Raw genomic sequence first — 23,030 nt, 5'->3', positions numbered from 1 at the left:
TGGCGGCCGGCATCGGCGCGGCGCGCGGTGCGCTCGCCCTGCTGGTGCAGCGCGGCGCGGCGCGCCTTTACGTGCCGCTCGACCTCGGTTGAGACGGTTCGCGGGATCAACAGGAGAACCCAGCATGAATCGGTTTGGCAAGGCCTGGCGCGCGCTGCTGGCGGCCGTGTCGCTGGCGTGCGCCGCCCTGGCGCCGGAGGCGGCGAGCGCGCAATTGCAGCAGGGCGCCGCGCCCGCTTCGTGGATCCATTACGCGCAGGACGCGGGGCAGCGTTTCGCGATTTCGCTGGGCAGGGAGGACGGCGAGACCGAGCACCTGCAGCAGGCGCTGGCCGCCCGCCCGGAATCGGCCGCCGCCGAGCCCGCGCCGATCGACGTGCTGGTGTACGCCTGGATCGGCAGGGACGGCGCCGTCACACGCGTCGAATTCGACACGCTCGGCACCGTGCAGGTCGACGAGGCCCTGCGCGAGGTGCTCGGCGCGGTGAAGCTGCCGGCGCCGCCGCCGGACATGCTGCAACCGCTGCGCGTGCGCCTGAGGCTGGAGCCGCGCCCCGAGGCGCCGGCCGGCGGCACGGCATCGCCCGCCGTCACCACCAGCGGCTAGCGCCGGCGGCCGTCGCGCCGCGCCTTCCTCTTTTCGTCGCCGCTTCGGCAAGCGCCGGAATCCACCCGCGGCTGCGGGTTTTTTCCTAGACGAAAGCGCTTGCGCAAGCGCTTGCGTTCTCTATACTAGCTCGCGTTGGAGCGGGCTGGCGCTGCCTGGAGACGGCCGCGCACGGTGCCGTCCGCCGTCACGGAGAACGATGCATGGCCACGATGGAAGATGTCGCCCGCGAGGCGAATGTCTCCATGTCCACGGTTTCGCATGTGCTGAACGGAACGCGCAAGGTCAGCCCGGCGACGGTCGAGGCCGTGCGCGAGGCGATCCGCAAGACCGGCTACGTGCCGAACACGCTGGCCCAGGCGCTGGCCGGCGCGGCCTCGCGCACCATCGGCGTGGCGATCTCGGCGCTGACCAACCACTACTTCTCGGAAACGGTGCGCGCCATCGAGGCCGAATGCGCGCGGCGCGGCCTGATGATGTTCCTGGCCGACACGCACGACGATCCGGGCCAGGAGCTGCGCGTGGTGCAGGCGCTGCACCAGCGCCGCGTGGACGGCATCATCCTGGCGCCGACCGTCGGCCCCGAGCGGCGCGCGCTCGACTACCTGGAGACCGCGCGGATTCCCTCGGTGATGGTGGACCGCATCACCACCGGCCGCTTCGACCAGATCGGCGTGGAGAACCTCGAGTCGATCGCGAGCCTGGTCGCGCACCTGGTCGGGCACGGCCATCGCCGGATCGGCTTCGTGTCGGGCGCGCCCGACATCCCGACCTCGGTCGAGCGGCTCGACGGCTACCGGCTCGCGCTCGATCGCGCGGGCCTGCCCTTCGACGCCGAGCTGGTGCGATGCGGCCATTCAGACAAGGAGCCGGCGCGGCGCGCCGTGCATGCGCTGCTGGCGCTGCCCGAGCCGCCCAGCGCGATCACGGTGTCGAACAACCTGATGATGATCGGCGCGATGCATGCGCTGCGCGAGGCGGACGTGGCGGTGCCGGGCCGCATGGCCCTGGTCGGCTTCGACGATTTCGACTGGGCCGAGTACGTGAGCCCGCGGCTGACCGTGCTGGCCCAGCCGCTCGAGGAGATCGGCACGCGCGCGGTGGACCTGCTGATGCGGCGCATCGCCGAGCCCGGCGGCGACTACTCGGTGCACCGGCTCGCGCCGGCGCTGCGGATACGCGATTCCTGCGGGTGCAGCGGATGAGCCGGCGCGCCGGGCCGCGCCGAGGCGCTTCGTTTTCCTTTCCTCATTGTTCCAAGCGAGGTATGTCATGACCGATGCCGTGCCGACGCCGCCGATCCTGGAGATGCGCGGCATCTGCAAGTCCTTCCCCGGTGTGCGCGCGCTCGACAACGTTTGCGTCAGCGTGCGCGCCGGCGAGGTGCATGCGCTGATGGGCGAGAACGGCGCCGGCAAGTCGACGCTGATGAAGATCCTGTCGGGCGCCTATCGGGCCGATCCGGGCGGCGAGATCCTGGTCGACGGCCGGCCGGTGCAGATCGATGGGCCGCTGGCCGCGCGCGCGCTCGGCGTGGCGGTGATCTACCAGGAGCTGAGCCTGGCGCCGAACCTGAGCGTGGCCGAGAACATCCACGTCGGCCGCGAGCTGCGGCGCCGACGCTTCGGGCTGCCGACCATCGACCGCGCCGCCATGGAGCGCGACTGCGAGGACGTGCTCAAGCGCCTGGGCGCCGATTTCGGGCCGCGCACCCTGGTCGGCACGCTGTCGATCGCGAGCCAGCAGCTGGTGGAGATCGCGCGCGCGGTGCATGCGCGGGCCCGCATCCTGGTGATGGACGAGCCCACCACGCCGCTGTCCTCGCGCGAGACCGACCGCCTGTTCGCGCTGATCCGCCAGTTGCGCGAGGAGGGGCTGGCGATCATCTACATCAGCCATCGCATGGCCGAGATCTACGAGCTGTCCGACCGCGTCTCGGTGCTGCGCGACGGCAGCTACGTGGGCACGCTCGAGCGCGAGGCGCTGTCGGCCGAGCGGCTGGTGCAGATGATGGTCGGGCGCGACATGTCGGGCTTCTACAAGAAGGCGCATGCGCCCTACGATCCGGGCCGGCTGCTGCTGGCGGTGCGCGACATCGCCGACGGCGCGCGCGTGCGCGGCTGCAGCCTCGAGCTGCACGCCGGCGAGGTGCTCGGCATCGCGGGCCTGGTGGGCGCGGGGCGCACCGAGCTGGCGCGGCTGATCTTCGGCGCCGAAGCCCGCACGCGCGGCTCGATCGAGATCGAGGGCAGGGCGCTGGCGATGCGCACGCCGCGCGAGGCGATCGAGGCGGGCCTGGTCTACCTGACCGAGGACCGCAAGCGCCAGGGCCTGTTCCTCGACATGAGCGTGCTGGGCAACATCAATATCGCCGTATGCGGGCGCGATGCGCGCGCCGGCGGCGTGCTCGATCGCGCGCGCGGCGCGCAGCGCGCCAGGCAGGCGATCGCCTCGCTGTCGATCCGCGTGCCGAACGCGCGCATCCACGTGGGCGCGCTGTCGGGCGGCAACCAGCAGAAGGTGCTGCTGTCGCGCCTGCTGGAGACGCAGCCGCGCATCCTGATCCTCGACGAGCCCACCCGCGGCGTCGATATCGGCGCGAAGTCCGAGATCTACCGGATCATCAACGAGCTGGCCAAGGCGGGCGTGGGCGTGATCGTGATCTCCAGCGAGCTGCCCGAGCTGATCGGCGTGGCCGACCGGGTGCTGGTGATGCGCGAGGGCGAGATCGTCGGCGAGCTGGGCGGGCATACCGGCAGCGCGCTCACGCAGGAGGCGGTGATCGCGCTGGCCACCGGCTCCGGCGAGCCGCTCGACGCGGCGGCCTGAGGCGCGAGCGCCTGCGCATCACCTCACGAGCATCCCTATTCGATATCAGCAGGAGGACGACATGAACGATCAAAGCCAACCCGGCGCCGCCGGCGCGGGCCCGGCCCGGCGCGAGACGCGCGCCGACGCGGGCTACCGCGCCCGCATGCAGTCGCTGATGCGCACCGCCGGCATGCTGCCGGTGCTGGTGCTGCTCTGCCTGGGCTTCGGCTTGCTGACCGACGGTTTCGCGAGCTGGCAGAACATCTCGATCGTGGCCCAGCAGGCCTCGATCAATATCGTGCTGGCCGCCGGCATGACCTTCGTGATCCTGACGGGCGGCATCGACCTGTCGGTCGGCTCGGTGCTGGCCGCCGCCGCGGTGGCCTCGCTGCTGGGCTCGAACATCGCCGGCTGGGGCTGGCTGGGCGTGCCGATCGCGCTGGCGGTGGGGCTCGTGTTCGGGCTCGTCAACGGCTCGCTGATCGCCTTCCTGCGCCTGCCGCCCTTCATCGTCACGCTCGGCGCGCTGACCGCGGTGCGCGGCGTGGCGCGCCTGCTCGGCAACGATTCGACCATCTTCAACCCGCAGTTGCCGTTCGCCTTCATCGGCAACGGCGCGATCCTCGGCGTGCCCTGGCTGGTGGTGATCGCGCTGGTGGTGGTGGCCGCCGCCTGGTTCATCCTGCGCCGCACCGTGCTGGGCATGCGCATCTACTCGGTGGGGGGCAATCGCGAGGCGGCGCGCCTGTCGGGCATCAACGTGCGTGGCATCGAGCTGTTCGTGTACGGCGCCTCGGGGCTGCTGGCCGGGCTCGGCGCGCTGATGTCGGCGGCGCGCCTGTATGCCGCCAACGGCCTGCAGCTCGGCCAGTCCTACGAGCTCGACGCGATCGCGGCGGTGATCCTCGGCGGCACCAGCTTCGTGGGCGGGGTGGGTTCCATCGTCGGCACCCTGATCGGCGCGCTGATCATCGCGGTGCTGTCCAACGGCCTGGTGCTGCTCGGCGTGTCCGACATCTGGCAGTACATCATCAAGGGCCTGGTGATCATCGGCGCGGTGGCGCTCGACCGCTACCGGCAGAGCTCGGCGCATACCTGAAGCGAGGCACCTGCCACCTTGTTCACGCGGGCCGGGCGGAACCGGCCCGTCCTCGACAGCGGCGCGACGTCGGGTCCCGCGCGCCCGTTTTCCTCATCGACCCACGGAGACAAACCTCATGTTGAAGCTCAAGAGCTCGTTGCGGGCCGGCGCGGCCTGCGCGCTGCTGTTCGCCGCCGGCGCGGCACAGCTCGCCCAGGCGGCGGACAAGCCGCTGAAGTCGATCGGCATCACGGTCGGCTCGCTCGGCAACCCGTATTTCGTGACGGTGGTGAAGGGCGCCGAGGCGCAGGCCAAGGCCATCAACCCGAACGTGAAGGTCACGGCGATCTCGGCCGACTGGGACCTGAACAAGCAGTTCACGCAGATCGACAACTTCATCGCCGCCCATGTCGACCTGATCCTGCTCAACGCGGCCGATCCGAAGGCGATCCTGCCGGCCGTGAAGAAGGCGCAGGCGGCCGGCATCGCGGTGGTGGCGGTGGACGTGGCCGCGGCCGGCGCCGATGCCACGGTGCAGACCAACAACGTCAAGGCGGGCGAGCTGGCCTGCGACTACCTGGTGAAGAAGATCGGCGGCAAGGGCAACGTGATCATCGAGAACGGGCCGCAGGTGTCGGCCGTGATCGACCGCGTGACCGGCTGCAAGAGCGTGCTGGCGAAGAATCCCGGCATCAAGCTGCTGTCCTCGGACCAGAACGGCAACGGCTCTCGCGACGGCGGCCTGGCGGCGATGCAGGGTTACCTGACGCGCTTTCCCAAGCTCGACGGCGTGTTCGCGATCAACGACCCGCAGGCGATCGGCACCGACCTGGCGGCCAAGCAGTTCAATCGCGGCAATATCGTGATCACCTCGGTGGACGGCGCGCCGGATATCGAGGCGGCGCTGAAGTCGAATTCGCTGATCCAGGCCTCGGCGAGCCAGGACCCCTACGCGATGGCCAAGGAGGCCGTGACGGTCGGTTATGGCGTGATGAACGGCAAGAAGCCGGCCAATCCGATGATCCTGCTGGAGCCCTCGCTGATCACGCGCGACAACGTCGCCGGCTACAAGGGCTGGAGCTCGCACTGAGCCCGGCCTGACGGGGCGGTACCGAAGAAGCCGGCCGGCGCCGCGCCTTGCGCGGCCCGGCCGGCTTTGGCGTTTCAGTGCGCGCGCCCGTCGTAATGCGTGACGGGGATCGCCTCGAGGTCGATCTCCTCGATGCAGCGCAGGTTGACGGCGGTCATCGGGCGTCCATCCGGGGCCGCGCCGTCCGCATAGGGATGGATCCCGCAGGCGGGGCAGAAGCGATGCCGGATCACGTGCGTATTGAAGCGGTAGCTGCTGGCATCCTGCTCGGGTGTCAGCAATTCGAAATCTTCCCGCGGCACGAACCACAGCAGCGAGCCCTTGCGCCGGCAGATCGAGCAGTTGCAGGCCATCGCGCCGGCCGGTTCGCCCCGCACGCGGAACGCCACGCGTCCGCAATGACAGCTTCCCTCGTAACTCATGCGCGCCTCCTGATGATCGAGTGACGCCACTCACTATAGGCGATGGCCCGCCGCGCGCCGCGCTTTTCCGGCGCCGGGGCATGCTGCACTGCAGTCAGGACGCACAAGGCGGATACCGTTATCCAAAGCGAGTCCGATTATCGAATGGCCGGGTGATTATCGAAATCCTGTTGCTGTATTTCGATAACCGCGGACGCCTGATAAGTGCTTATTGAAAATGGTCTAATCGGATAATCAAGGTTTATTTCTGGTTGTTTGGGATTGCGTATTCGGCATTGTGGAGCCTGTCTATTTTTGTCCTTGTTGACGATTGGACACAGTCTCGAATTGTCAAAAACATTTGACAATGTTCGTCGTTGGTTTCGATTCGGGAGGAATCCGTTGTTTTTCCTTTGAAGATTTGATGATTGATTCCGGCGGGTTGCGGGTGAGGCTTGGCGGGCAGGGCGGCAGGTGGCTTCCGGACTGCCGTTCCGGATTGCGTGAAAGCCTTGGAAAGCCCGTGTAACAAGGTGTTTCGGCGATTTTTCGGATTTCGTCTGAGCTGTGGAGGCGGTGAAAATCTTCTGTTCCGGAACGAGTCGGCGAGGTGTTCCGCAAACGTTTAATTTACATGCCTGATATTCGGCGCTTGACAATGCTTTACAGTATTAGTCGCATGGTTCTATTAGGATTCGCCCAGTCCAAGGGTGACCGTTCCGAAACAAAACACATCCGGACGCGTGATGTTTATTTCGGGGTTGCCATTGGATGTCGAGCGGCGATATTGATGTGAAGATAGTCGCGGCGTCGCATATCCATCCAGATAGTTTGTGAGACCAATCACCATGCAAACCAAGCTCATTTCCGCCCTGCTGATCGCGGGCGCCGCCACGGCTTCGCAAGTCGCCTTCGCCGCCGACGGCACGATCACGTTCTCCGGCAACGTGACCGCCCAGACCTGCACGATCAACGGCAACGGCAGCGGCTCGAAGAACTTCACCGTGACGCTGCCGACCGTGTCGGCCAGCTCGCTGGCCACCGCCGGCGCCACCGCCGGTGCCACGCCGTTCAACATCGCCCTGACGGCCTGCACGCCGACCACCGGCACCAACGCCGTCAAGGCCGTGCACGCCTACTTCGAGGCAGGCCCGACGATCGACACCACCACCGGCAACCTGATCCTCGCCACGGGCGGCGCCACCAACGTCGAGATCCAGCTGCTGAACGCCGCCGACCAGTCGGCCGTCAAGCTCGGCCAGGCCGATGCCTCGCAGAACTCGAAGCCGGTGAACGTGAGCACGGGCGGCGCGGCCACCCTGCAGTTCTACGCGCAATACTATGCAACCGGCGCGGCAACGGCCGGCGCGGCGAACTCGAGCGTGATGTACACCATCGCCTACCAGTAAGCTGACGAATAGTCATACGAAGTAACCAGCGGGGCGGGGCGAACCAGCCGTTCGCTTCCCCCCACTCGCACGTTTTCTGCATCGATCCATGCCATGAAGCTCCGCAAAGCACTCAGATTCGCGATCGCCACCGCCTGCGTCGCGTGGTTCAGCCAGCTCACGACGCCCGCCGAAGCCTCGGTGGTGATCGGCGGCACGCGCGTGATCTACGGCGCGAGCGAGCCGGAAGTCACGATCAAGCTGTCCAACGAGGGGCAAGCGCCCGCGCTGGTGCAATCGTGGGTCGATGCAGGCGACGTGAAATCCGCGCCGACCACCACCAAGGTGCCCTTCGTGATCACGCCGCCGATCTCGCGGATCGATCCGAGCAAGTCGCAGACGCTGCGCATCGTCTACACCGGCGAGCCGCTGCCGAAGGATCGCGAATCGGTGTTCTGGCTCGACGTGCTCGAAGTGCCGCCCAAGCCGAGCGCCGCCGAGGCCGACATGAACCGCATCCAGTTGGCGTTCCGCTCGCGCATCAAGCTGTTCTATCGCCCCGACAATCTCAAGGGCAAGTCGGCCGATGCGCCGTCGCAGCTCGCCTGGCGCCTCACCCAGGTGGACGGCAAGCCGGCCCTGGAAGCGCGCAATCCCACGCCGTACTACGTGTCGGTGATCGGCATCACGCTGCAGTCGGGCGCCCGCAAGGCCACCGCCGACGACAGCGGCATGATCGGCCCGGGCGAGACGCACGCGTTCCCGCTCTCGGGCGACGCGCTCGAGGCGGCCGGCGCCAGCGTGCACTACACCACGCTGAACGACTACGGCGCTTCGGTCGATGGCGACACGCCCCTGGGAGGCGCGGCCTCCTCGAAATGAGGCCTGACCGACTCCCCCGTCGAGTGAGTCGCGCGTAGCGCGCCACGTCCTTCCCAATGCAAGACCGTCCATGCCCGCCAGGGCAGGGCGCAGCCTTGCCTACGTTTCGGCCGCCATCGTGAACCAACGCACCTCCTCCTTGCCGCTGTCCATGCCCTGGCGCCCGCGTCCGTGCTGCGTGCTCGCGCTGTCGATGTTCGTCTCGACGGGCGCGATGGCCGCGACCACCGCGAGCAGCATGCAGGTGGCGGAAGTCCAGTTCAACGACCTGTTCCTGCAGCATCCGGACGGCGTGAAGGTGGACGTGAGCCGTTTCGACAAGGGCAACGTGGCGGCGCCGGGTTCGTATCGCGCGGACCTGTTCGTCAATACCAACTGGATCGGCCGCGCCGAGATCACGCTGCGCCAGATCGGCGGCGACACGGGCAACGTGCAGCCCTGCTTCGATCGCGAGCTGCTGCAACAGGTGGGCGTGGACATCTCGAAGCTGTCGCCCGAGGCCACCAAGCTGCTGACCGATCAGGGCGCGAGCTGCGCGACCCTCGGCATGCTGGTGCCGGACGGCGTGGCGACTTTCGACAACGGCGAGCAGCGCCTGGACGTCAGCATCCCGCAGGCCTCGCTGAGCCGCGAGGCGCGCGGCTACGTGGACCCGCGCTACTGGGACGAGGGCGTGCCCGCCGCGCTGCTGTCGTACAACGGCAACGTCTATCGCTCCGACAACCAGGGTTCGTCCTCGACCCAGGCCTACATGGGCCTGACCGCGGGTCTGAACTTCGGCCCCTGGCGCTTCCGCCACAACGGCAACCTCACCTACGACTCGCACGGCGGCACGCACTACCAGAGCGTGCAGACCAGCCTGCAGCGCTCGATCGCGCGCCTGAAGTCGCAGTTCGTGATCGGCGACGCGTTCACCGACGGCACCATGTTCGACAGCGTGGGCTTCCGCGGCGTGCAGATCGCCAGCGACGAGCGCATGTATCCCGAGTCGCAGCGCGGCTACGCGCCGACCATCCACGGCATCGCCAACAGCAACGCGCTGGTGCAGGTGCGCCAGAACGGCAACATCATCTACAGCACCAACGTGGCGACCGGCCCGTTCGAGATCAACGATCTCTATCCGACCGGCTACGGCGGCGACCTCGACGTGGTGGTGACCGAGGCCGACGGAAGCATCCACACCTTCAAGGTGCCGTATGCCTCGGCCGTGAACTCGCTGCGCCCCGGCATCACGCACTTCAGCGTGACGGCCGGCGTGTACCGCAACCCGCTGCTGTCGAGCAAGCCGGCGCTGTTCCAGGCCACGATCCAGCACGGCTTCACCAACCTGATCACCGGCTACGGCGGCGTGACGGCGGCGCGCGGCTACCTGGCCGGCGTGATCGGCGCGGCGCTCAACACCGAGCTGGGCTCCTTCGCGCTCGACATCACGCAGGCCAACACCGAGCTGCCCGGCATGGCCTCGCGCCACGGGCAGAGCGTGCGGATCTCCTACAGCAAGCTGATCAGCCCGACCAACACCAACGTGACGGTGGCGGCCTATCGCTACTCGAGCAGCGGCTACCTGGGCCTGCAGGACGCGATGCAGCTGCGCGATCCGCAGACGGGCGGCGTGAACGGGCTGCTCTCGGGCGGCATCCGCCGCGGGCAGTTCCAGGTCACGCTGAACCAGAGCCTGCCGGAAGGCTGGGGCTCGTTCTACCTGTCGGGCTCGACGGTCAACTACTGGAACCGCGGCGGCAACGACACGCAGTACCAGGCCGGCTACAACAACAACTTCAAGCGCATCAACTACGGCGTGTCGGCCTCGCGCCAGTTCGACGTGACCCAGAACCGCTGGGACAACCGCTTCATGCTGAACCTGTCGATCCCGCTGAACCTGGGTTCGCACGTGGTGTACTCGTCCACCAGCCTGCAGCGCGATACCGGCGGCGCGACCGTGGTCCAGCAGTCGCTGACGGGCTCGCTGGGCGTGGACAACGCGCTCAGCTACGGCGTGAACGTGGGCCACACCACCGGCGGCGGCGCGAATTCGACCACCAACGTGGGCGGCAACGTCTCCTACATGTCGCCGTACGCGACCGTCACGGGCAACGCCTCGAAGGGCACCGGCTTCACGCAGTACGGCGCCGGCATCTCGGGCGGCGTGGTGGCCTACAGCGGCGGCGTGGCCTTCACGCCGACCATGGGCGAGACGGTGGCGATCGTCGAGGCCAAGGATGCCGCCGGGGCGCGCGTGACGACCGGCAGCGGCTTGCGCATCGATCCGTTCGGCCATGCGATCGTGTCGAGCCTCACGCCGTTCTCGACCAACGAGATCGAGATCGACCCGAAGGGCCTGCCGATGAGCGTCGAGCTGAAGACCAGCGCCCAGCACACGGCGCCGACCGCGGGCGCGGTGGTGCGCCTGAAGTTCGAGACCGAGGGCGGCGGGCGCTCGGTGATCATGCGCGCGCGCATGAGCGACGGCCAGCCGGTGCCGTTCGGCGCCGAAGTGAACGACGCGAGCGGTCAGAACGTCGGCACGGTGGCGCAGGAAGGCCGCATCGTGCTGCGCGGGCTGAAGAGCGATACGGGCACGCTGAGCGTGAAGTGGGGCGAGACGGCCGCCGATGGCTGCTCGCTGTCGTACAAGCTGCCGGTCGCGGACAAGGCGAGCAAGCAACGCTGGACCGACGCGGAGGCGGTATGCACGAAGTGAACGAGGGGTGGGCGATGGGCCTGGGAGAGAGCGGGAAGCGGGTTGGGAAGCCGGCGATGATCGGCCGCCTGCTGTTCTGGTTGTTCGCGATGGCGGTGCTGATGCTCGGGCTGGGCTCGCGCGGGGCGCTCGCGCAGAGCGCTACCTGCTCGGGGAGCGCACAAACTGTCCCGATCTCGATGCCCGCTTCGATCACGGTGCCGCGCGATGCCGCGAACGGCACGATACTCACCTCGTGGGTATCCACGGCGGCCACTACCAATTACTACAACTGCACGGTGGTGCCGGTGGGTAATACCGTGCGTCCCTCATCGGGCATGGCTTTCGAGCCGCTGTCCATGACCAAGGCGGGCTTGAGCGTGACCGGACCGAATGGCGTGGCGTACACGGTCTGGAACACCAACGTGCCGGGAGTGGGTGTCGCGATCGGCGTGCGCTCGTACGTGAACGGTTGCGGCTGGCAGGCTTGGGGCGACCTGGGCACGCCCTCGGGTTTCCTGCCATCGCCATGGAAAGGCAGCGCCTGTAACTCGAACGGCTCGGTCACCAACGGCGGCCAAGCGCAAATGGCGTTGGTCAAGACCGGTACCATCACGGCCGGCACCGTTTCCGGCGGCGTGCTGTTCGAGGGCGCCTCGATCACGGCCATGGACATCAACGGGCCCTATACCATCGCCACCTCGGGCCGCAAGTCGTTCTCGCTGAGCCAGACCATCATCAACGTGGCGGCCTGCACCACGCCGAACGTGACGGTCACGATGGGCTCGTACAAGCAGTCGGCTTTCACCGGGGTGGGTTCGACCACGCCGGCGGTGGCCTTCAACGTGGGCGTCAATGCCTGTCCGGCCGGCCTGAACTCGATCCAGTACCAGTTCATTCCCGTCAACGCGGTGCTCGACACCACCAATGGCGTGCTGGCGCTGTCGAGCGACTCGACGGCCGCGGGCCTCGGCCTGCAATTGAAGGACAACAGCGGCAAGGCCCTGAAGTACAACACGCAGTACACGCTGACGAGCTACAACGGCTCGACGGGCGGTTCCTACACGATTCCGCTCACGGCCAACTACTACCAGACCTCGGCCAGCGTGACGCCCGGTAGCGCGAATGCGGTGCTGACCTTTACCATGACGTACCAGTAGGTTGCGCGCAGCGGGTTTCGACGAATACGGAGGTATCGCGAGCATGTCGGATTGGATACGACGATTGAGCCATCTTCATCGCCACGGCGCTTCGGCGGCGTGGCGGCTCGCGGCGCGCTGCGCGGCCCTGCTGGTCCTCGCGCTGTCCTCGCACGCGGCCTGGGCGACCGCCAGTTGCTCGAGCACGGCGCAGACCTTCACGGTGTCGATGCCGTCCTCGATCACGGTGCCGCGCGATGCGGCGGTCGGCACGGTGTTGACAACCTGGGTGTCCACCTCGATGACCAATAATTACTTCAACTGCCAGGTGAACGGCGGCGGCGCGACGGGCACCGGCTTTGAGCCGCTGTCCCTGACCAAGGCCGGGATGAACGTGACCAGTCCTAACGGCAGCTACACGGTCTGGAACACCAACGTGCCCGGCGTCGGTATCGCGATCGGCGTGCGCGTCTTCGTGAACGGCTGCGGCTGGCTAGGATACGCCGACCTCGGCGTGCCCTCGTCGTTCTTCCCCAGCCCGTGGGTCGGCCAGGCCTGCAGCGGCACGGGCAACTCGCTGACCAACGGCGGCCAGGCCGAGATGGCGCTGGTCAAGACCGGGCCGATCACGGCGGGCACGGTCAACGGCGGCGTGCTGTTCGAGGCCGCCGCGGCCGTCACGCAGGGCGGCGGCTACACCATGCAGACCGGGCGCAAGTCCTTCTCGCTGACCCAGACCGTCATCAACGTGGCAGCCTGCACCACGCCGAACGTGACCGTCGACATGGGCTCGTACAAGCAGTCGGCCTTCACCGGGGTGGGTTCCACCACGCCGGCGGTGGCCTTCAAGGTGGGCGTCAATGCCTGCCCGGCCGGCCTGAATTCCATCCAGTACCAGTTCATCCCCGTCAACGCGGTGCTCGACAGCACCAACGGCGTGCTGGCCCTGTCGAGCGACTCGACCGCCAGCGGCATCGGCCTGCAGCTGAAGGACAGCAGTGGCAAGGCGCTCAAGTACAACAGCCAATACACGCTGACGAGCTACAGCAGCGCGACGGGCGGCACCTACACGATCCCGCTCACGGCCAACTACTACCAGACCTCGGCCAGCGTGACGCCCGGCAGCGCGAACGCGGTGCTGACCTTCACGATGACGTATCAGTGATCGCGCGGCGATAGACCCACAGCGCCGCCATGGCCAGCAGCAGGCAGGCGCCGATCATGATCGACAGGCTGCGCGCCTGGGGCAGCACTTCGTTGAGCCGCGACATGCGGCCGACCATCAGGGCCGTGACGGCCGCCTGGGAGAAACCGAGCAGGGCCGAACTGGTGCCGCGCAGCGTTGGAAACCGCGCCATGGTGCGTGCCACGCCGATCGTCAACAGGGTGCCGTTGGCGGCCACCAGCAGCGCGGCGGCCAGCAGCAGCCCGGCCGCGCCGAGCGGCCGGCCCGCGACGCCCCAGCCCGCCAGCAGCACGGCGCCGGCCGCGAACAGCGCCGTGCCGGCGGTGACGATGGCGCGATCGCCGGCGCGCGGCGCGAGCCGCCGGCCGACGGCGCTTCCCAGCACGAAGCCCGCGGTGACGGGCAGGTAGGCGTAACTGATCGCGCGCGGCGTGTAGCCGAGCGCGAGCAGCAGCAGCGGCGCCTGGAACAGGTACAGGAAGTAGGCCGCATAGGCCGCGCAGGCCAGCGCGCAGAACGACACGAAGCGCCGCGAACGCGCCAGCGCGAGCCACGAACTCATCAATTGCCGTGCCGCCCCGCCAGCGGGCGCGGGGCGATGCGTTTCCGGCACGAAGCCCCAGGTCAGCACGAAGGCGAGAGCGCCGACGCCGGCCAGCGCCGCGAAGATCGCGCGCCAGCCCGCCAGTGCCGCGATCCACTCGCCGACGATCGGCGCCAGCGCGGGCGACACCACCATCACCGGCACCACTACCGAGATCGCGCGCGTCGCCGCTTCGAGCGGCAGCGCGTCGAACGCGATGCTGCGCCACAGCGCGACCGGAATCCCGGAGGCCAGGCCCTGCGCGAAGCGGCAGGCCGACAGCGTGGCGAGATCGTGCGCGCCGGCCATGGCGAGGCTGGTCGCGGCGTGCAGGGCCAGGGCGGCGAGCAGCGGCCGGCGGCGCCCATGACGATCGGACAGCGGCCCGCAGACCAGCAGCGACAGGGCGAGACCGGCGAAGTAACTGTCGAACAGCCGCTGGGTGGCGGCCACCGGCACCGCCAGGGCGTTCGCGATGGCCGGCAGCGCGGGCAGGAACAGGTCCGAGGACAGCATCGGCAGGAAGGCGACCAGGGCAAGGCAGGCGGTCAGCCGGGCGGGGCGATCGGCGAGCGAAATCTCGGGCATGGAAGAGGGCGGGGCCGCGAACGGGAAGCGCGCAGTCTAGGCGGGTGCGCCGCGCGCGGCTGGCAGGCGATGCGCGAATGCTGGCAGGAAATGCGCATCGCTCCGCGCGGCGTTTTTTTTCGCGGCGGCGGGGCATGAACCCCGGTGCTAGAATCCGCGCGAACCGCCGGCCGTCGTCGGCGGTCGTTCAGGGAGCGCGCATGCGGGAATACGATGCGAACCTGGTGTCGAGGTCGGTCATGCGACTGGGCGGCACCAGCATCGAACTGGTCCGGCGCCGCATCGAGGCGGGCGCGCCGGCCAGGCTCCACGTCGCGCACGAGCGGCACGCGATCTACGCCGAAATGAGCCGCGGTTTCGAGTGCGAGCGGCAAGTGGCCGGCGCCGCGCGCGAGCGCTTCGTCAGCGAACCGGGGCTGGTCTCGTTCCGGCCGGCGGGCTCCGAGGTGCGCGGCAGCACGATCGGCGAGGGCATCGTCAGCTACGGCCTGGTGCTGATCGATCCGCGCCAGGATTGGCTGGACGACTTGCAAGGCGCGCTGCGCCCGCTCACGGCGCTGCGCCATGCGCGCCTCGCGGCCGAGCTGGCATCGATGTTCGAGGCCTGCGCGGCCGGCGAAGCCGCCGGCGCCACGCCGTTCGCGGCCCTGCATGCGCAAGGGCGCAGCCTCGCGCTGCTGGCCCTGCTGGCCGACCAGGGCGGCAGGGCACCCGCCGTCGATCGCGTCGATGCGCGGCTGGCTGCGGTCACCGCCTGGATCGACGCCCATCTCACGCAGGAATTCTCGCTGGCCGAATTGGCCGAGGTCGCTCATCTCAGCGTCTCGCAACTGGTGCGCCAGTTCCGCCGCCGGCTCGGCATCACGCCGATGCGCCATGTCTCGAACGCGCGCCTGAAGGAGGCGCAGCGCCTGCTCGCGCAGACCCGCTGGCCGGTCGCGCGGATCGCGGCGCATCTCGGTTATACCGACGCCAGCCATTTCACCAGCCGCTTTCGCGCCAACACCGGCGCCACGCCCGCCGCCTGGCGTCGCCGCTTGCGGGGCCGCTAGGCGAGCGCCGGCGCTCGTCCCGCGGCGTCGATGCGACGTCCGACATCCATCTCGCGCTCGGCGGGGGCGCCGCACGCCAGCATCGATCTGCTGCAGATGCAATAAAAATTCATCGAGGCAATATTCGACCAGACTGTGGGATAAGCCACTCGCGGTGCTGCGCGGGACAGCGCCTGATTTGCGTTTCAAAGAACTGAAGATATTTCATATGCAGCACGACGATTGCGCATATGAATCAAAAAAGCTTGAAACCGGTTCACTTCGATGCCATGAAAACTAAAGGCTGGCAAGGGTTTTCGGTTGACGTGATGAACTCGCGGCAAATGCCGCTCGACTCGCCAATATCCTGATCATTCCATCGCGCGCGAGCTTCCATAAGGCATAAGCTTATTCGTTGTATGTGCAATCTAATTGCCTCGCGAATTGTTAATAAAAGTGAGGAAATAATATCGGGCCGCCGCTATAATCCGTTCGGACTGCTGGACTTCAATAACCGCCCTTGACATCGCCGCGACGTCAGTCGTCATGTTCCGATTCGTCCCATGATTGATCTTTTCAGACGAAGCTTCATCGAGCTCAGCGTCGGCCTGCCGCGCATGGAGCGCGCCCAGGCGCCCGGCGAGCCGCCCTTGCTGGTGGCGGGCCGGGGCAGCGCGACGCCGGCCGCGGTGGCCGCGCTGCAGCGCGAATTCGCCTTGCGCGACGTGCTCGACGAAACCTGGAGCGCGGTGCCGCAGGCGCTGATGCCCTATGGCGACGGCGTGCTGCTGGTGCTGGCCGATCGCGGCGGCGAACCCCTGCCGCGCGGCGGCATGGGCGGCGAGGCGCTGCTCGCGTTCTTCGCGCTGGCACGCGGCATGGTGGCGGCGGTCGGCGAGATGCACGGCGCCGGCCTGATCCATCGCGCGCTCGGCCCCAAGCGTTTTCTCGCCGATCGCGAGGGGCGCGTCTACCTGACCGGCTTCGGCTTCGCGGTGCGCGGCGGCGCCAACCAGGCCGGCCAGGGGCAGCGGGGCAACCCGCCCGGCGCCGGCCGCTGGGCCGACGACGAACTCGAATGGGACGACGAGAGCTTCGTCTACATGGCGCCCGAGCTCGGCGCGCGGATGAACGTGCGCGTCGACGCGCGCGCCGATCTCTATTCGCTCGGCTGCGTGCTCTACGAACTGCTGAGCGGCGTGCCGCCGTTCGAGGCCGGCGACACCGCCACGCGCATCCACGCCCACGCCACGCGCCGGCCCCGGCCGCTGCCCGAGGTGATGGCAGGCATTCCGCGGCAACTGTCGCGCATCGTCCTGAAGCTGCTGGAGAAGGCGCCCGAGCAGCGCTACGCGAACGCGGCGGGCCTGCTCGACGATCTGTGCCGCTGCGAGGAACTCTATCGGCGCGACGGCCGCATCGATCCGTTCGCGCTCGATACGCGCGCGGCGATGCGCTCGCTGCGCCACAGCGAGGTGGTGGTCGGCCGCGAGCGGGAGATCCACGCGCTGCTGTCCCTGCATCGCACCGTGGCCGAGAGCGGCCGCGCGCGCGTCGCCTGGGTGTCGGGCCAGTCGGGCATCGGCAAGTCCACCCTGCTGCACGAGGCGGTCTCGCGGATCCAGCGCGAGGGCGCGCCGCTGCTGGCGCGCGGCAAGAGCGAGGAGGGGCGGCGCGGCACGCCCTACGCGATCCTGATCCAGGCGCTGGAGCCGCTGCTGCAGTACGTGCTGGCCTGTCCCGACGAGACCTTCGCCAGTTGGCGCCAGCGCGTGCGCGAGGCCACCACGCCGGTCGGCCGCACGCTGTCCGACTTCCTGCCCACGCTGGCCACCGTGCTGGGCCCGCAGCCGGAGCCGGTCGCGCCGCCCGATGCGCAGCCGGCGCTCGAACGCGAGCGCGTGCTGCAGGGCATGGCGCGGCTGCTGGCCTGCTTCGCCGCGCCGGACCGGCCGCTGGTGCTGCTGCTCGACGACCTGCAATGGACCGACGTCGGCAGCCTGCAAGTGCTCGAACGCGTGCTGCTGCAGCATGCCGATACTGCGATCACAGTCATCGGCGCCTTCCGCGGTAACGAGATCGACGATGCGCATGCGCTGCAGGCCTTGTTGCGCTCGCCACGGATTGCCTCGCTGCCGATCGCGCTCGGCCCGCTCGACGCGGCGGCGCTGCACGACCTGGTGGCCAGCGCGCTGAGCGGCGACGCGGCCGCGCTCGAACCGCTGGTGGCCGAGATCGACCGCAAGTCCGGGCGCAACCCCTTCTTCGCACGCCACCTGCTGCGCGTGCTGGCCGACGACGGCCTGCTCGACTACGACCACGACGCCGCCACCTGGCGCTGGAACCTCGATCACATCGCCCGCCATCGCGGCATCGACGACATGTTCGAGCTGCTGGTGCACAAGCTCGAGCAATTGCCGCCGGCCGCGCAGAGGCTGTCGCGGCTGCTGGCCTGCCTGGGGGATCGCGCCTCGATCGAGCGGCTGTCGATCGCCGCGGGGCTGACGCCGTTCGAGGTGGTGCGCGACCTGCAGCCGGCGCTGGAGGCCGGCACCATCCTCAGCGACGGCGACGACTACGCGTTCGGTCACGACAGCATGCGCGAATCGGCCTATGCCTCGATTCCCGAAGGCGAGCGCGCCGCGCTGCACCTGCTGGTGGCGCGCCGGCTGCTCGGGCACCCGGGCGCGCAGGCCGACGTGTTCGCGATGGCGGCCCAGGTCAACCTGGCGCGCGAGGCGGTCGACGCGCGGCGCGAGCGGGCCGCCTTCGCCGCGCTCAATCTCGACGCGGGGCGGCGCGCCAAGGCCGCCACCGCGCATCACTCGGCGCTGGTGTATTTCCGCGCCGCGCTCGACTTCATCGGCGAGGACGACGGCGAGCAGATGGGCCTGGACGCGCGCGTGCTGTGCGGCGAGGCCGAATTCATGACGGGCGCGCTGGAGGCCGCCGAGGCACGGCTCGCGGCGCTCGAGGCGGTGGCCGGCGACGGCATCTTCGGCGCCGACCTGGCGCGCCTGCGCGCGGCGCTCTACACCACCCTGGGCCGCTACGACCTGGCGATGGGCACCGGCCTGGCCTTCCTGCGCCGCGCCGGCATCGAGATCCCGATGCAGCCCGAGGTGGCCGAGGTCGATCGCGAATACGCGCGGCTGCGCGGCTGGCTCGACGAGCACGGCATGGACGGCCTGCGCGCGCTGCCGGTGGCCGCCGACCCGCTGCGCCGCGCGCTGATGGACATCCTCGCCGACCTGATCCCGCCGGCGATGTACACCGACCAGAACCTGGTCGACCTGATGGTGATGCGCACCGCGACGCTGTCGATCGCCTACGGCCAGTCCGATGCCTCGGCGAACGCCTATACCTGCATGAACCTGGTGTTCGGCGCGCGCTACGGCGACTATTCCTACACGCTCGACTTCGGCCGGCTGGCGCTGTACCTGGTCGACGAGCTGGGCCTGAAGCGCTACCAGGCGCGCGTCTACATGGTGTTCGGCTGCTTCGTGGTGCCCTGGACGCTGCCGGCGCGCTCGGCGCGCGACTACGCGCGGCGCGCCTACACGGTCGCGCTCGAATCGGGCGACCACACCTTCGCGAACTACTGCAGTCCGAACGAAGCGACCGGCATGATCTTCGGCGGCGAGTATCTCGACGACATCCGCGAGACGGTGCGGCGCGGGCTGGTGCTGGCGCGCGACTCGAACTTCCTGCTGGTGATCAACCAGTTGCTCGCGCAATCGAACCTGCTGGCACGCCTGCAGGACGACCCGGCCGAGCGGCGCGAGCCGCCGCCGCCGGTGCCGGTGGAGGGCGCGCCGGTCACCCTGGTGGACGTGGCCTACTGGGTCTATCGCCTACAGCTCGGCGTGATGTTCGGCGACGCGGGGGACGCGCTCGAAGCGCGGCGCCGCGCCGAGGCCTGCGTGTGGTTCGGCCGCTCGTTCGCCGAGAGCGGCGACCTGGCCTATTACGGCGCGCTGGCGCTGATCGCGCTGCGCAGCCGCGATGCCGACCAGGACGCGGCCCTGCAACGGCATATCGACCAGCTCGCGCTTTGGGCCAATGCCTGCCCGGCGAACTTCGTGGCGCGTCGCGACCTGGTGCACGCGGAATGGCTGCGCACCCGCGATCGCGCCGCCGAAGCCGGCGCCGCCTATGCCGCCGCGGTGGCCCACGCGCGGCGTCACGGCTTCACCCAGGTCGAGGCGCTGGCCGCCGAGCTGGCGGGGCGCTTCTACAGCGCGCGCGGCGAGGAAGTGCCGGCGGCCGCCTATCTGCGTCATGCGCGCGGTGCCTGGCAGCGCTGGGGCGCGATGGCCAAGGTCCGGCAGTTGCAGGCCGATCATCCGGCGGTGTTCGAGTCCGATGTGCGCGCCTCGGCCGCCAGCCGGCTGTTCGAGCTCGACGTGCAGGCCGTGCTGCGGATCTCGAACGCGCTGGCCAGCGATATCGTGCCGTCGCGGCTGGTCGAGACGGTGCTGCGCACCGCGCTGGAGAATTCCGGCGCCGGGTATTGCGTGCTCGCGCTGCTGCGCGCCGAGGGTTGGCGCGTTCCGGCGCAGGCCTACGTGCTGGACGGCGAGATCACGGTCACGCAGCAGGGGGCGGGGTTCAGCGCCGAGGTGCTGCCGGTGTCGCTGGTGCAGGCGGTGGCGCGCAAGCAGGACGGCCTGCTGATCGACGACATGCGCGACGCGCCGGCCTTCGAGGAAGACGAGTACGTGCGCCGCTACCGGCCGCGCTCGGTGCTGTGCGTGCCGCTGATGCGGCATGCCACCCTGGTGGGCGTGCTCTACCTGGAGAACAAGCTCGCCGCCAAGGTGTTTACGGCGGCCAAGGCGGCGGTGCTGGAAGTGATCGCGAGCCAGGCCGCGTTCGCGCTGGAGAACGCGCGGCTCTACGAGGAGCTGGTCGAGCAGTATGGCCAGCGCGCGCGGGCCGAGGAACAGTTGCGCAATGCGCTGGCCGAACTCGAACGCGCCAGCCGCCTGAAGGCGATGGGCGAGCTGGTGGCCTCGATCGTGCACGAGGTCGGGCAGCCGATCGCGGCGGTCGACACCTCGGCGAGCGCCGCGCTGCGCTGGCTGAACCGCGAGCCGCCCGATATCGACGAGACGCGCGAGATGCTGCGCTACATCAGCCTCAGCGCGACCCGCGCCAAGACCATCATCCAGGCGCTGCGCGCCAAGGCCCGCAAGGCCGAGCCGCAGTTCACCGCGGTCGACCTGGGCGAGGCGCTGCGCGAGGCCGCCACCCTGGTGGCGGGGCAGTTCGATGCGCTGGAGGTGGCGCTCGAGCTGCGCGGGCTGGAAGCCGGCGTGCAGGTGCAGGGCGACCGGATCCAGCTCCAGCAGGTGGTGATCAACCTGCTGACCAACGGCGCCGAGGCGATGGCCGGGCAGGCGGCGGGCGATCGCCGGCTGGTGCTGTCCTGCGACGAGGAGCCGGGCGGCTGGGCGCGCGTGAGCGTCGACGACCACGGCTGCGGCATCGATCCCGGCATTGCCGGCCGCCTGCTCGAACCGCTGTTCACCACCAAGGACAACGGCATGGGCATGGGTCTCGCGATCTCGCATTCGATCGTCGAGGCGCATGGCGGCTCGCTGACGCTGACGCGGCGCGCCGAGGCCGGCACCCGCGCCAGCTTCGCGCTGCCGCTGCTCGCGCCATGAACCGCCGGCCGCGCCGCTCGATCGACGCGATCGATGTGAACGACGTCGCCGACGCGATCGATACGCCGCGCTCGATCGGCCGGGCCTGCCGCATCGGCCGTCCCGTCGCCTGCCGCCGCGGCGGCGCCCCCGAACCCAGGCCGCCCGCGCGGCGGCCGCCTTCACGGGCCATGCCCTGACCACGATGTCCTATTCCCGTCCCCCCGAAAGCGATCCCGCCTTGCGCCGCGATGCCCGCATCGTCTACGTCGTCGACGACGACGAGCTGGTGCGCGGCGCGCTGGCCGGCCTGCTGCGCTCGATCGACCTGGAGGTGCGCGCCTACGGCTCGATCGAGGAGTTCGTCGCCGCGCCGCGCCACGGCGGCCCCGCCTGCCTGGTGCTCGACGTGCGCCTGAAGGGGCAGAGCGGCCTGGCCTTCCAGCGCACCCTGATGGACGACGGCGGCCCGCACATGCCGATCATCTTCATGACCGCCTATGGCGACATCCCGATGACGGTCAAGGCGATGAAGGCCGGCGCGATGGATTTCCTCGCCAAGCCGTTCCGCGACCAGGACATGATCGACGCGGTGATCAGCGCGCTGGAGCGCGACGCGGCGCGCCTGGCCACCGACCGCCAGCTCGGCGAGACGCGCGCCTGCTGGGAATCGCTGACGCCGCGCGAGCGCGAGGTGCTGCAGCACGTGGCCGACGGGCTGATGAACAAGCAGATCGCCGCCAGCATGGGGATCGCCGAGATCACCGCGAAGATCCATCGCGGCCAGGCCATGCGCAAGATGAACTCGCGCTCGGTGGCCGAGCTGGTGCGCAAGATGGAAGCGCTCGGCATCGAGCGGCTGGCGCCGCGCTAGCGGGGCGGGCGGCGGCGCCCCGTCGCGAAAACGCCCGCCCGGCGCGGCTTCCGGCCCGCCACGCGGGCGCGCGGCGGGGTCACCCTATACTTCGATATGATGGTTGGCGCCCCCCGCGCCGCGGTACTCTAGTCCCCGGACGATGGTCGGATGAGCCGCCTCGTTCACCAGGTCATGAGCGAGATTTCTTTTGTCCGTAGACGCCAACCAGCTCGTATCCATCGTCGACGACGATCCGTTCGTGCGTGCCGCCACCAGCAGCCTGGTGCGTTCGTTCGGCTGGAATGCGCGCGTGTTCGCGACCGCGGACGAATTCCTCGCATCGGATACGCTCGCGGCCACCGGCTGCCTGGTCTGCGACGTGCAGATGCCCGGCACCGACGGCGTCGAGCTGCTCTCGCTGCTCGAAGCGCGCGGCATCCTGATCCCCACCGTCTTCATCACCGCGTTCGCCTCGGGCCGCACGCTCGAGCGCGCCAACGCGAGCCGCGCGCTGTGCGTGATCGACAAGCCGATCGACGCCTCGGAGCTGGAGTCGTGGATCGGCCGCGCGCTCGGCCTGTGGCCCGGGCCGCCCGCGACCTGAACCTGCGCATCGCCCGATAAACCTTGGTAGGGGGTGGACGCCCTCTCGTCTGATAGCGCGCCTCCCGGCGGCCATGGTGTCATGTGCACCGTGCCTTCGATCCGATCGAGACGGGAGAACCGGAATGAACAGGACCCTGACCTTGCTGCGTAGCAACGCCCTCGAGTTGTCCGCGCGTCCCCGCGCGCTTGCCGCCATGCCGCTCTTGCGATTGCGCAGGCTGACCCGCAGCGTCGCCTATCGCGGCCATCGCCATGCGGCGCTGGTGCGGATCGGCTTCATGTGCGCCACGCTGGCCGTCAACGGCGCGATGGCGCTGAGCATGCAGCGGCCCTATGCGCACCTGCTGATGATGACGTTGATGATCGTGCCCGGCACCGGCTTCGCGCTGCTGGCCGCCCACGCGCTGGCGCGCCTGCGCGGCCAGCGCCGGCGCATCGCGCGGCTCGCCG

The 23,030-nt window shown here is 69.2% G+C and carries 16 protein-coding genes and 1 pseudogene; 15 read left to right on the top strand and 2 right to left on the bottom strand.

Going from position 1 to position 23,030, the window contains the following annotated elements; genetic code table 11:
• Positions 1-124 precede the first annotated feature (124 nt).
• The 5 genes from F3J18_RS25875 to F3J18_RS25855 all read left to right on the top strand — a co-directional run bounded on the left by F3J18_RS25875 (position 125) and on the right by F3J18_RS25855 (position 5,589).
• Entirely contained in the window at positions 125-607 is a 483-nt protein-coding gene (locus F3J18_RS25875) for a YbaB/EbfC family DNA-binding protein (RefSeq protein WP_166914963.1), read from the top strand.
• A gap of 203 nt (positions 608-810) precedes the next feature.
• On the top strand, positions 811-1,812 hold the full coding sequence (locus F3J18_RS25870) for a LacI family DNA-binding transcriptional regulator (protein WP_025097879.1): 1,002 nt from the start codon (positions 811-813) through the stop codon (positions 1,810-1,812).
• A 67-nt stretch (positions 1,813-1,879) separates the two neighbouring features.
• Positions 1,880-3,436 (top strand): sugar ABC transporter ATP-binding protein, encoded by a 1,557-nt coding sequence (locus F3J18_RS25865; RefSeq protein WP_025097880.1) that lies wholly within the window; start codon positions 1,880-1,882, stop codon positions 3,434-3,436.
• 61 nt (positions 3,437-3,497) lie between these two features.
• A complete protein-coding gene (locus tag F3J18_RS25860; protein WP_166914962.1) occupies positions 3,498-4,517 on the top strand; it encodes a ribose ABC transporter permease in 1,020 nt (339 codons plus the stop codon).
• Between the two features lie 118 nt (positions 4,518-4,635).
• Entirely contained in the window at positions 4,636-5,589 is a 954-nt protein-coding gene (locus tag F3J18_RS25855; RefSeq protein ID WP_025097882.1) for an ABC transporter substrate-binding protein, read from the top strand.
• A gap of 74 nt (positions 5,590-5,663) precedes the next feature.
• Here the strand turns inward: F3J18_RS25855 and F3J18_RS25850 are convergent, their stop codons facing one another.
• The gene (locus F3J18_RS25850; protein WP_046582235.1) at positions 5,664-6,011 is read right to left on the bottom strand and encodes a GFA family protein; all 348 of its coding nucleotides are present in this window, start codon (positions 6,009-6,011) and stop codon (positions 5,664-5,666) included.
• 827 nt (positions 6,012-6,838) lie between these two features.
• Here F3J18_RS25850 and F3J18_RS25845 point away from each other — a divergent pair.
• The 5 genes from F3J18_RS25845 to F3J18_RS25825 all read left to right on the top strand — a co-directional run bounded on the left by F3J18_RS25845 (position 6,839) and on the right by F3J18_RS25825 (position 13,244).
• Positions 6,839-7,399, top strand: a complete 561-nt coding sequence (locus F3J18_RS25845) for a fimbrial protein (RefSeq protein WP_025097884.1) — start codon at positions 6,839-6,841, stop codon at positions 7,397-7,399.
• A gap of 93 nt (positions 7,400-7,492) precedes the next feature.
• Positions 7,493-8,260 (top strand): fimbria/pilus periplasmic chaperone, encoded by a 768-nt coding sequence (locus F3J18_RS25840; protein WP_166914960.1) that lies wholly within the window; start codon positions 7,493-7,495, stop codon positions 8,258-8,260.
• 70 nt (positions 8,261-8,330) lie between these two features.
• Complete coding sequence (locus F3J18_RS25835; RefSeq protein WP_166914958.1) at positions 8,331-10,961, top strand: fimbria/pilus outer membrane usher protein; 2,631 nt, start codon at positions 8,331-8,333, stop codon at positions 10,959-10,961.
• Positions 10,949-12,100 (top strand): fimbrial protein, encoded by a 1,152-nt coding sequence (locus F3J18_RS25830; RefSeq protein ID WP_166914956.1) that lies wholly within the window; start codon positions 10,949-10,951, stop codon positions 12,098-12,100. The genes F3J18_RS25835 and F3J18_RS25830 overlap by 13 nt, the downstream gene beginning before the upstream one ends.
• Before the next feature lie 64 nt (positions 12,101-12,164).
• A complete protein-coding gene (locus tag F3J18_RS25825; RefSeq protein ID WP_240154706.1) occupies positions 12,165-13,244 on the top strand; it encodes a fimbrial protein in 1,080 nt (359 codons plus the stop codon).
• On the opposite strand, the gene F3J18_RS25820 is transcribed toward F3J18_RS25825, so the two are convergent.
• Entirely contained in the window at positions 13,225-14,436 is a 1,212-nt protein-coding gene (locus F3J18_RS25820) for a Bcr/CflA family efflux MFS transporter (protein ID WP_166914952.1), read from the bottom strand. The two genes, F3J18_RS25825 and F3J18_RS25820, sit on opposite strands and share 20 nt — an antisense overlap.
• 200 nt (positions 14,437-14,636) lie before the next feature.
• On the opposite strand from F3J18_RS25820, the gene F3J18_RS25815 reads away from it, so the two are divergent.
• From F3J18_RS25815 to F3J18_RS25795, 5 genes and pseudogenes are all read left to right on the top strand, one after another.
• The gene (locus F3J18_RS25815; protein WP_166914950.1) at positions 14,637-15,488 is read left to right on the top strand and encodes an AraC family transcriptional regulator; all 852 of its coding nucleotides are present in this window, start codon (positions 14,637-14,639) and stop codon (positions 15,486-15,488) included.
• Between the two features lie 542 nt (positions 15,489-16,030).
• Positions 16,031-21,139 (top strand): trifunctional serine/threonine-protein kinase/ATP-binding protein/sensor histidine kinase, encoded by a 5,109-nt coding sequence (locus F3J18_RS25810; protein ID WP_166914948.1) that lies wholly within the window; start codon positions 16,031-16,033, stop codon positions 21,137-21,139.
• A gap of 184 nt (positions 21,140-21,323) precedes the next feature.
• The gene (locus F3J18_RS25805; protein WP_025097893.1) at positions 21,324-21,992 is read left to right on the top strand and encodes a response regulator; all 669 of its coding nucleotides are present in this window, start codon (positions 21,324-21,326) and stop codon (positions 21,990-21,992) included.
• Positions 21,993-22,182: 190 nt separating this feature from the next.
• Entirely contained in the window at positions 22,183-22,578 is a 396-nt protein-coding gene (locus F3J18_RS25800) for a response regulator (RefSeq protein ID WP_017920492.1), read from the top strand.
• Between the two features lie 124 nt (positions 22,579-22,702).
• Positions 22,703-23,030: pseudogene (locus F3J18_RS25795) on the top strand (sensor histidine kinase); the annotation flags it as partial.

The sequence above is a fragment of the Burkholderia sp. Ax-1720 genome (assembly GCF_011753035.1).
GTDB classification, from domain to species: domain Bacteria; phylum Pseudomonadota; class Gammaproteobacteria; order Burkholderiales; family Burkholderiaceae; genus Burkholderia; species Burkholderia gladioli.
The sequence above is the reverse complement of the archived record's forward strand: the minus strand, read 5'-3'. Positions and strand labels throughout refer to the sequence as shown.

Coding starts and splice junctions, on each gene's coding strand:
- F3J18_RS25875 (WP_166914963.1), top strand. CDS start 125: ATGAATCGGTTTGGCAAGGCCTGGCGCGCGCTGCTGGCGGCCGTGTCG.
- F3J18_RS25870 (WP_025097879.1), top strand. CDS start 811: ATGGCCACGATGGAAGATGTCGCCCGCGAGGCGAATGTCTCCATGTCC.
- F3J18_RS25865 (WP_025097880.1), top strand. CDS start 1,880: ATGACCGATGCCGTGCCGACGCCGCCGATCCTGGAGATGCGCGGCATC.
- F3J18_RS25860 (WP_166914962.1), top strand. CDS start 3,498: ATGAACGATCAAAGCCAACCCGGCGCCGCCGGCGCGGGCCCGGCCCGG.
- F3J18_RS25855 (WP_025097882.1), top strand. CDS start 4,636: ATGTTGAAGCTCAAGAGCTCGTTGCGGGCCGGCGCGGCCTGCGCGCTG.
- F3J18_RS25850 (WP_046582235.1), bottom strand. CDS start 6,011: ATGAGTTACGAGGGAAGCTGTCATTGCGGACGCGTGGCGTTCCGCGTG.
- F3J18_RS25845 (WP_025097884.1), top strand. CDS start 6,839: ATGCAAACCAAGCTCATTTCCGCCCTGCTGATCGCGGGCGCCGCCACG.
- F3J18_RS25840 (WP_166914960.1), top strand. CDS start 7,493: ATGAAGCTCCGCAAAGCACTCAGATTCGCGATCGCCACCGCCTGCGTC.
- F3J18_RS25835 (WP_166914958.1), top strand. CDS start 8,331: ATGCCCGCCAGGGCAGGGCGCAGCCTTGCCTACGTTTCGGCCGCCATC.
- F3J18_RS25830 (WP_166914956.1), top strand. CDS start 10,949: ATGCACGAAGTGAACGAGGGGTGGGCGATGGGCCTGGGAGAGAGCGGG.
- F3J18_RS25820 (WP_166914952.1), bottom strand. CDS start 14,436: ATGCCCGAGATTTCGCTCGCCGATCGCCCCGCCCGGCTGACCGCCTGC.
- F3J18_RS25815 (WP_166914950.1), top strand. CDS start 14,637: ATGCGGGAATACGATGCGAACCTGGTGTCGAGGTCGGTCATGCGACTG.
- F3J18_RS25810 (WP_166914948.1), top strand. CDS start 16,031: ATGATTGATCTTTTCAGACGAAGCTTCATCGAGCTCAGCGTCGGCCTG.
- F3J18_RS25805 (WP_025097893.1), top strand. CDS start 21,324: ATGTCCTATTCCCGTCCCCCCGAAAGCGATCCCGCCTTGCGCCGCGAT.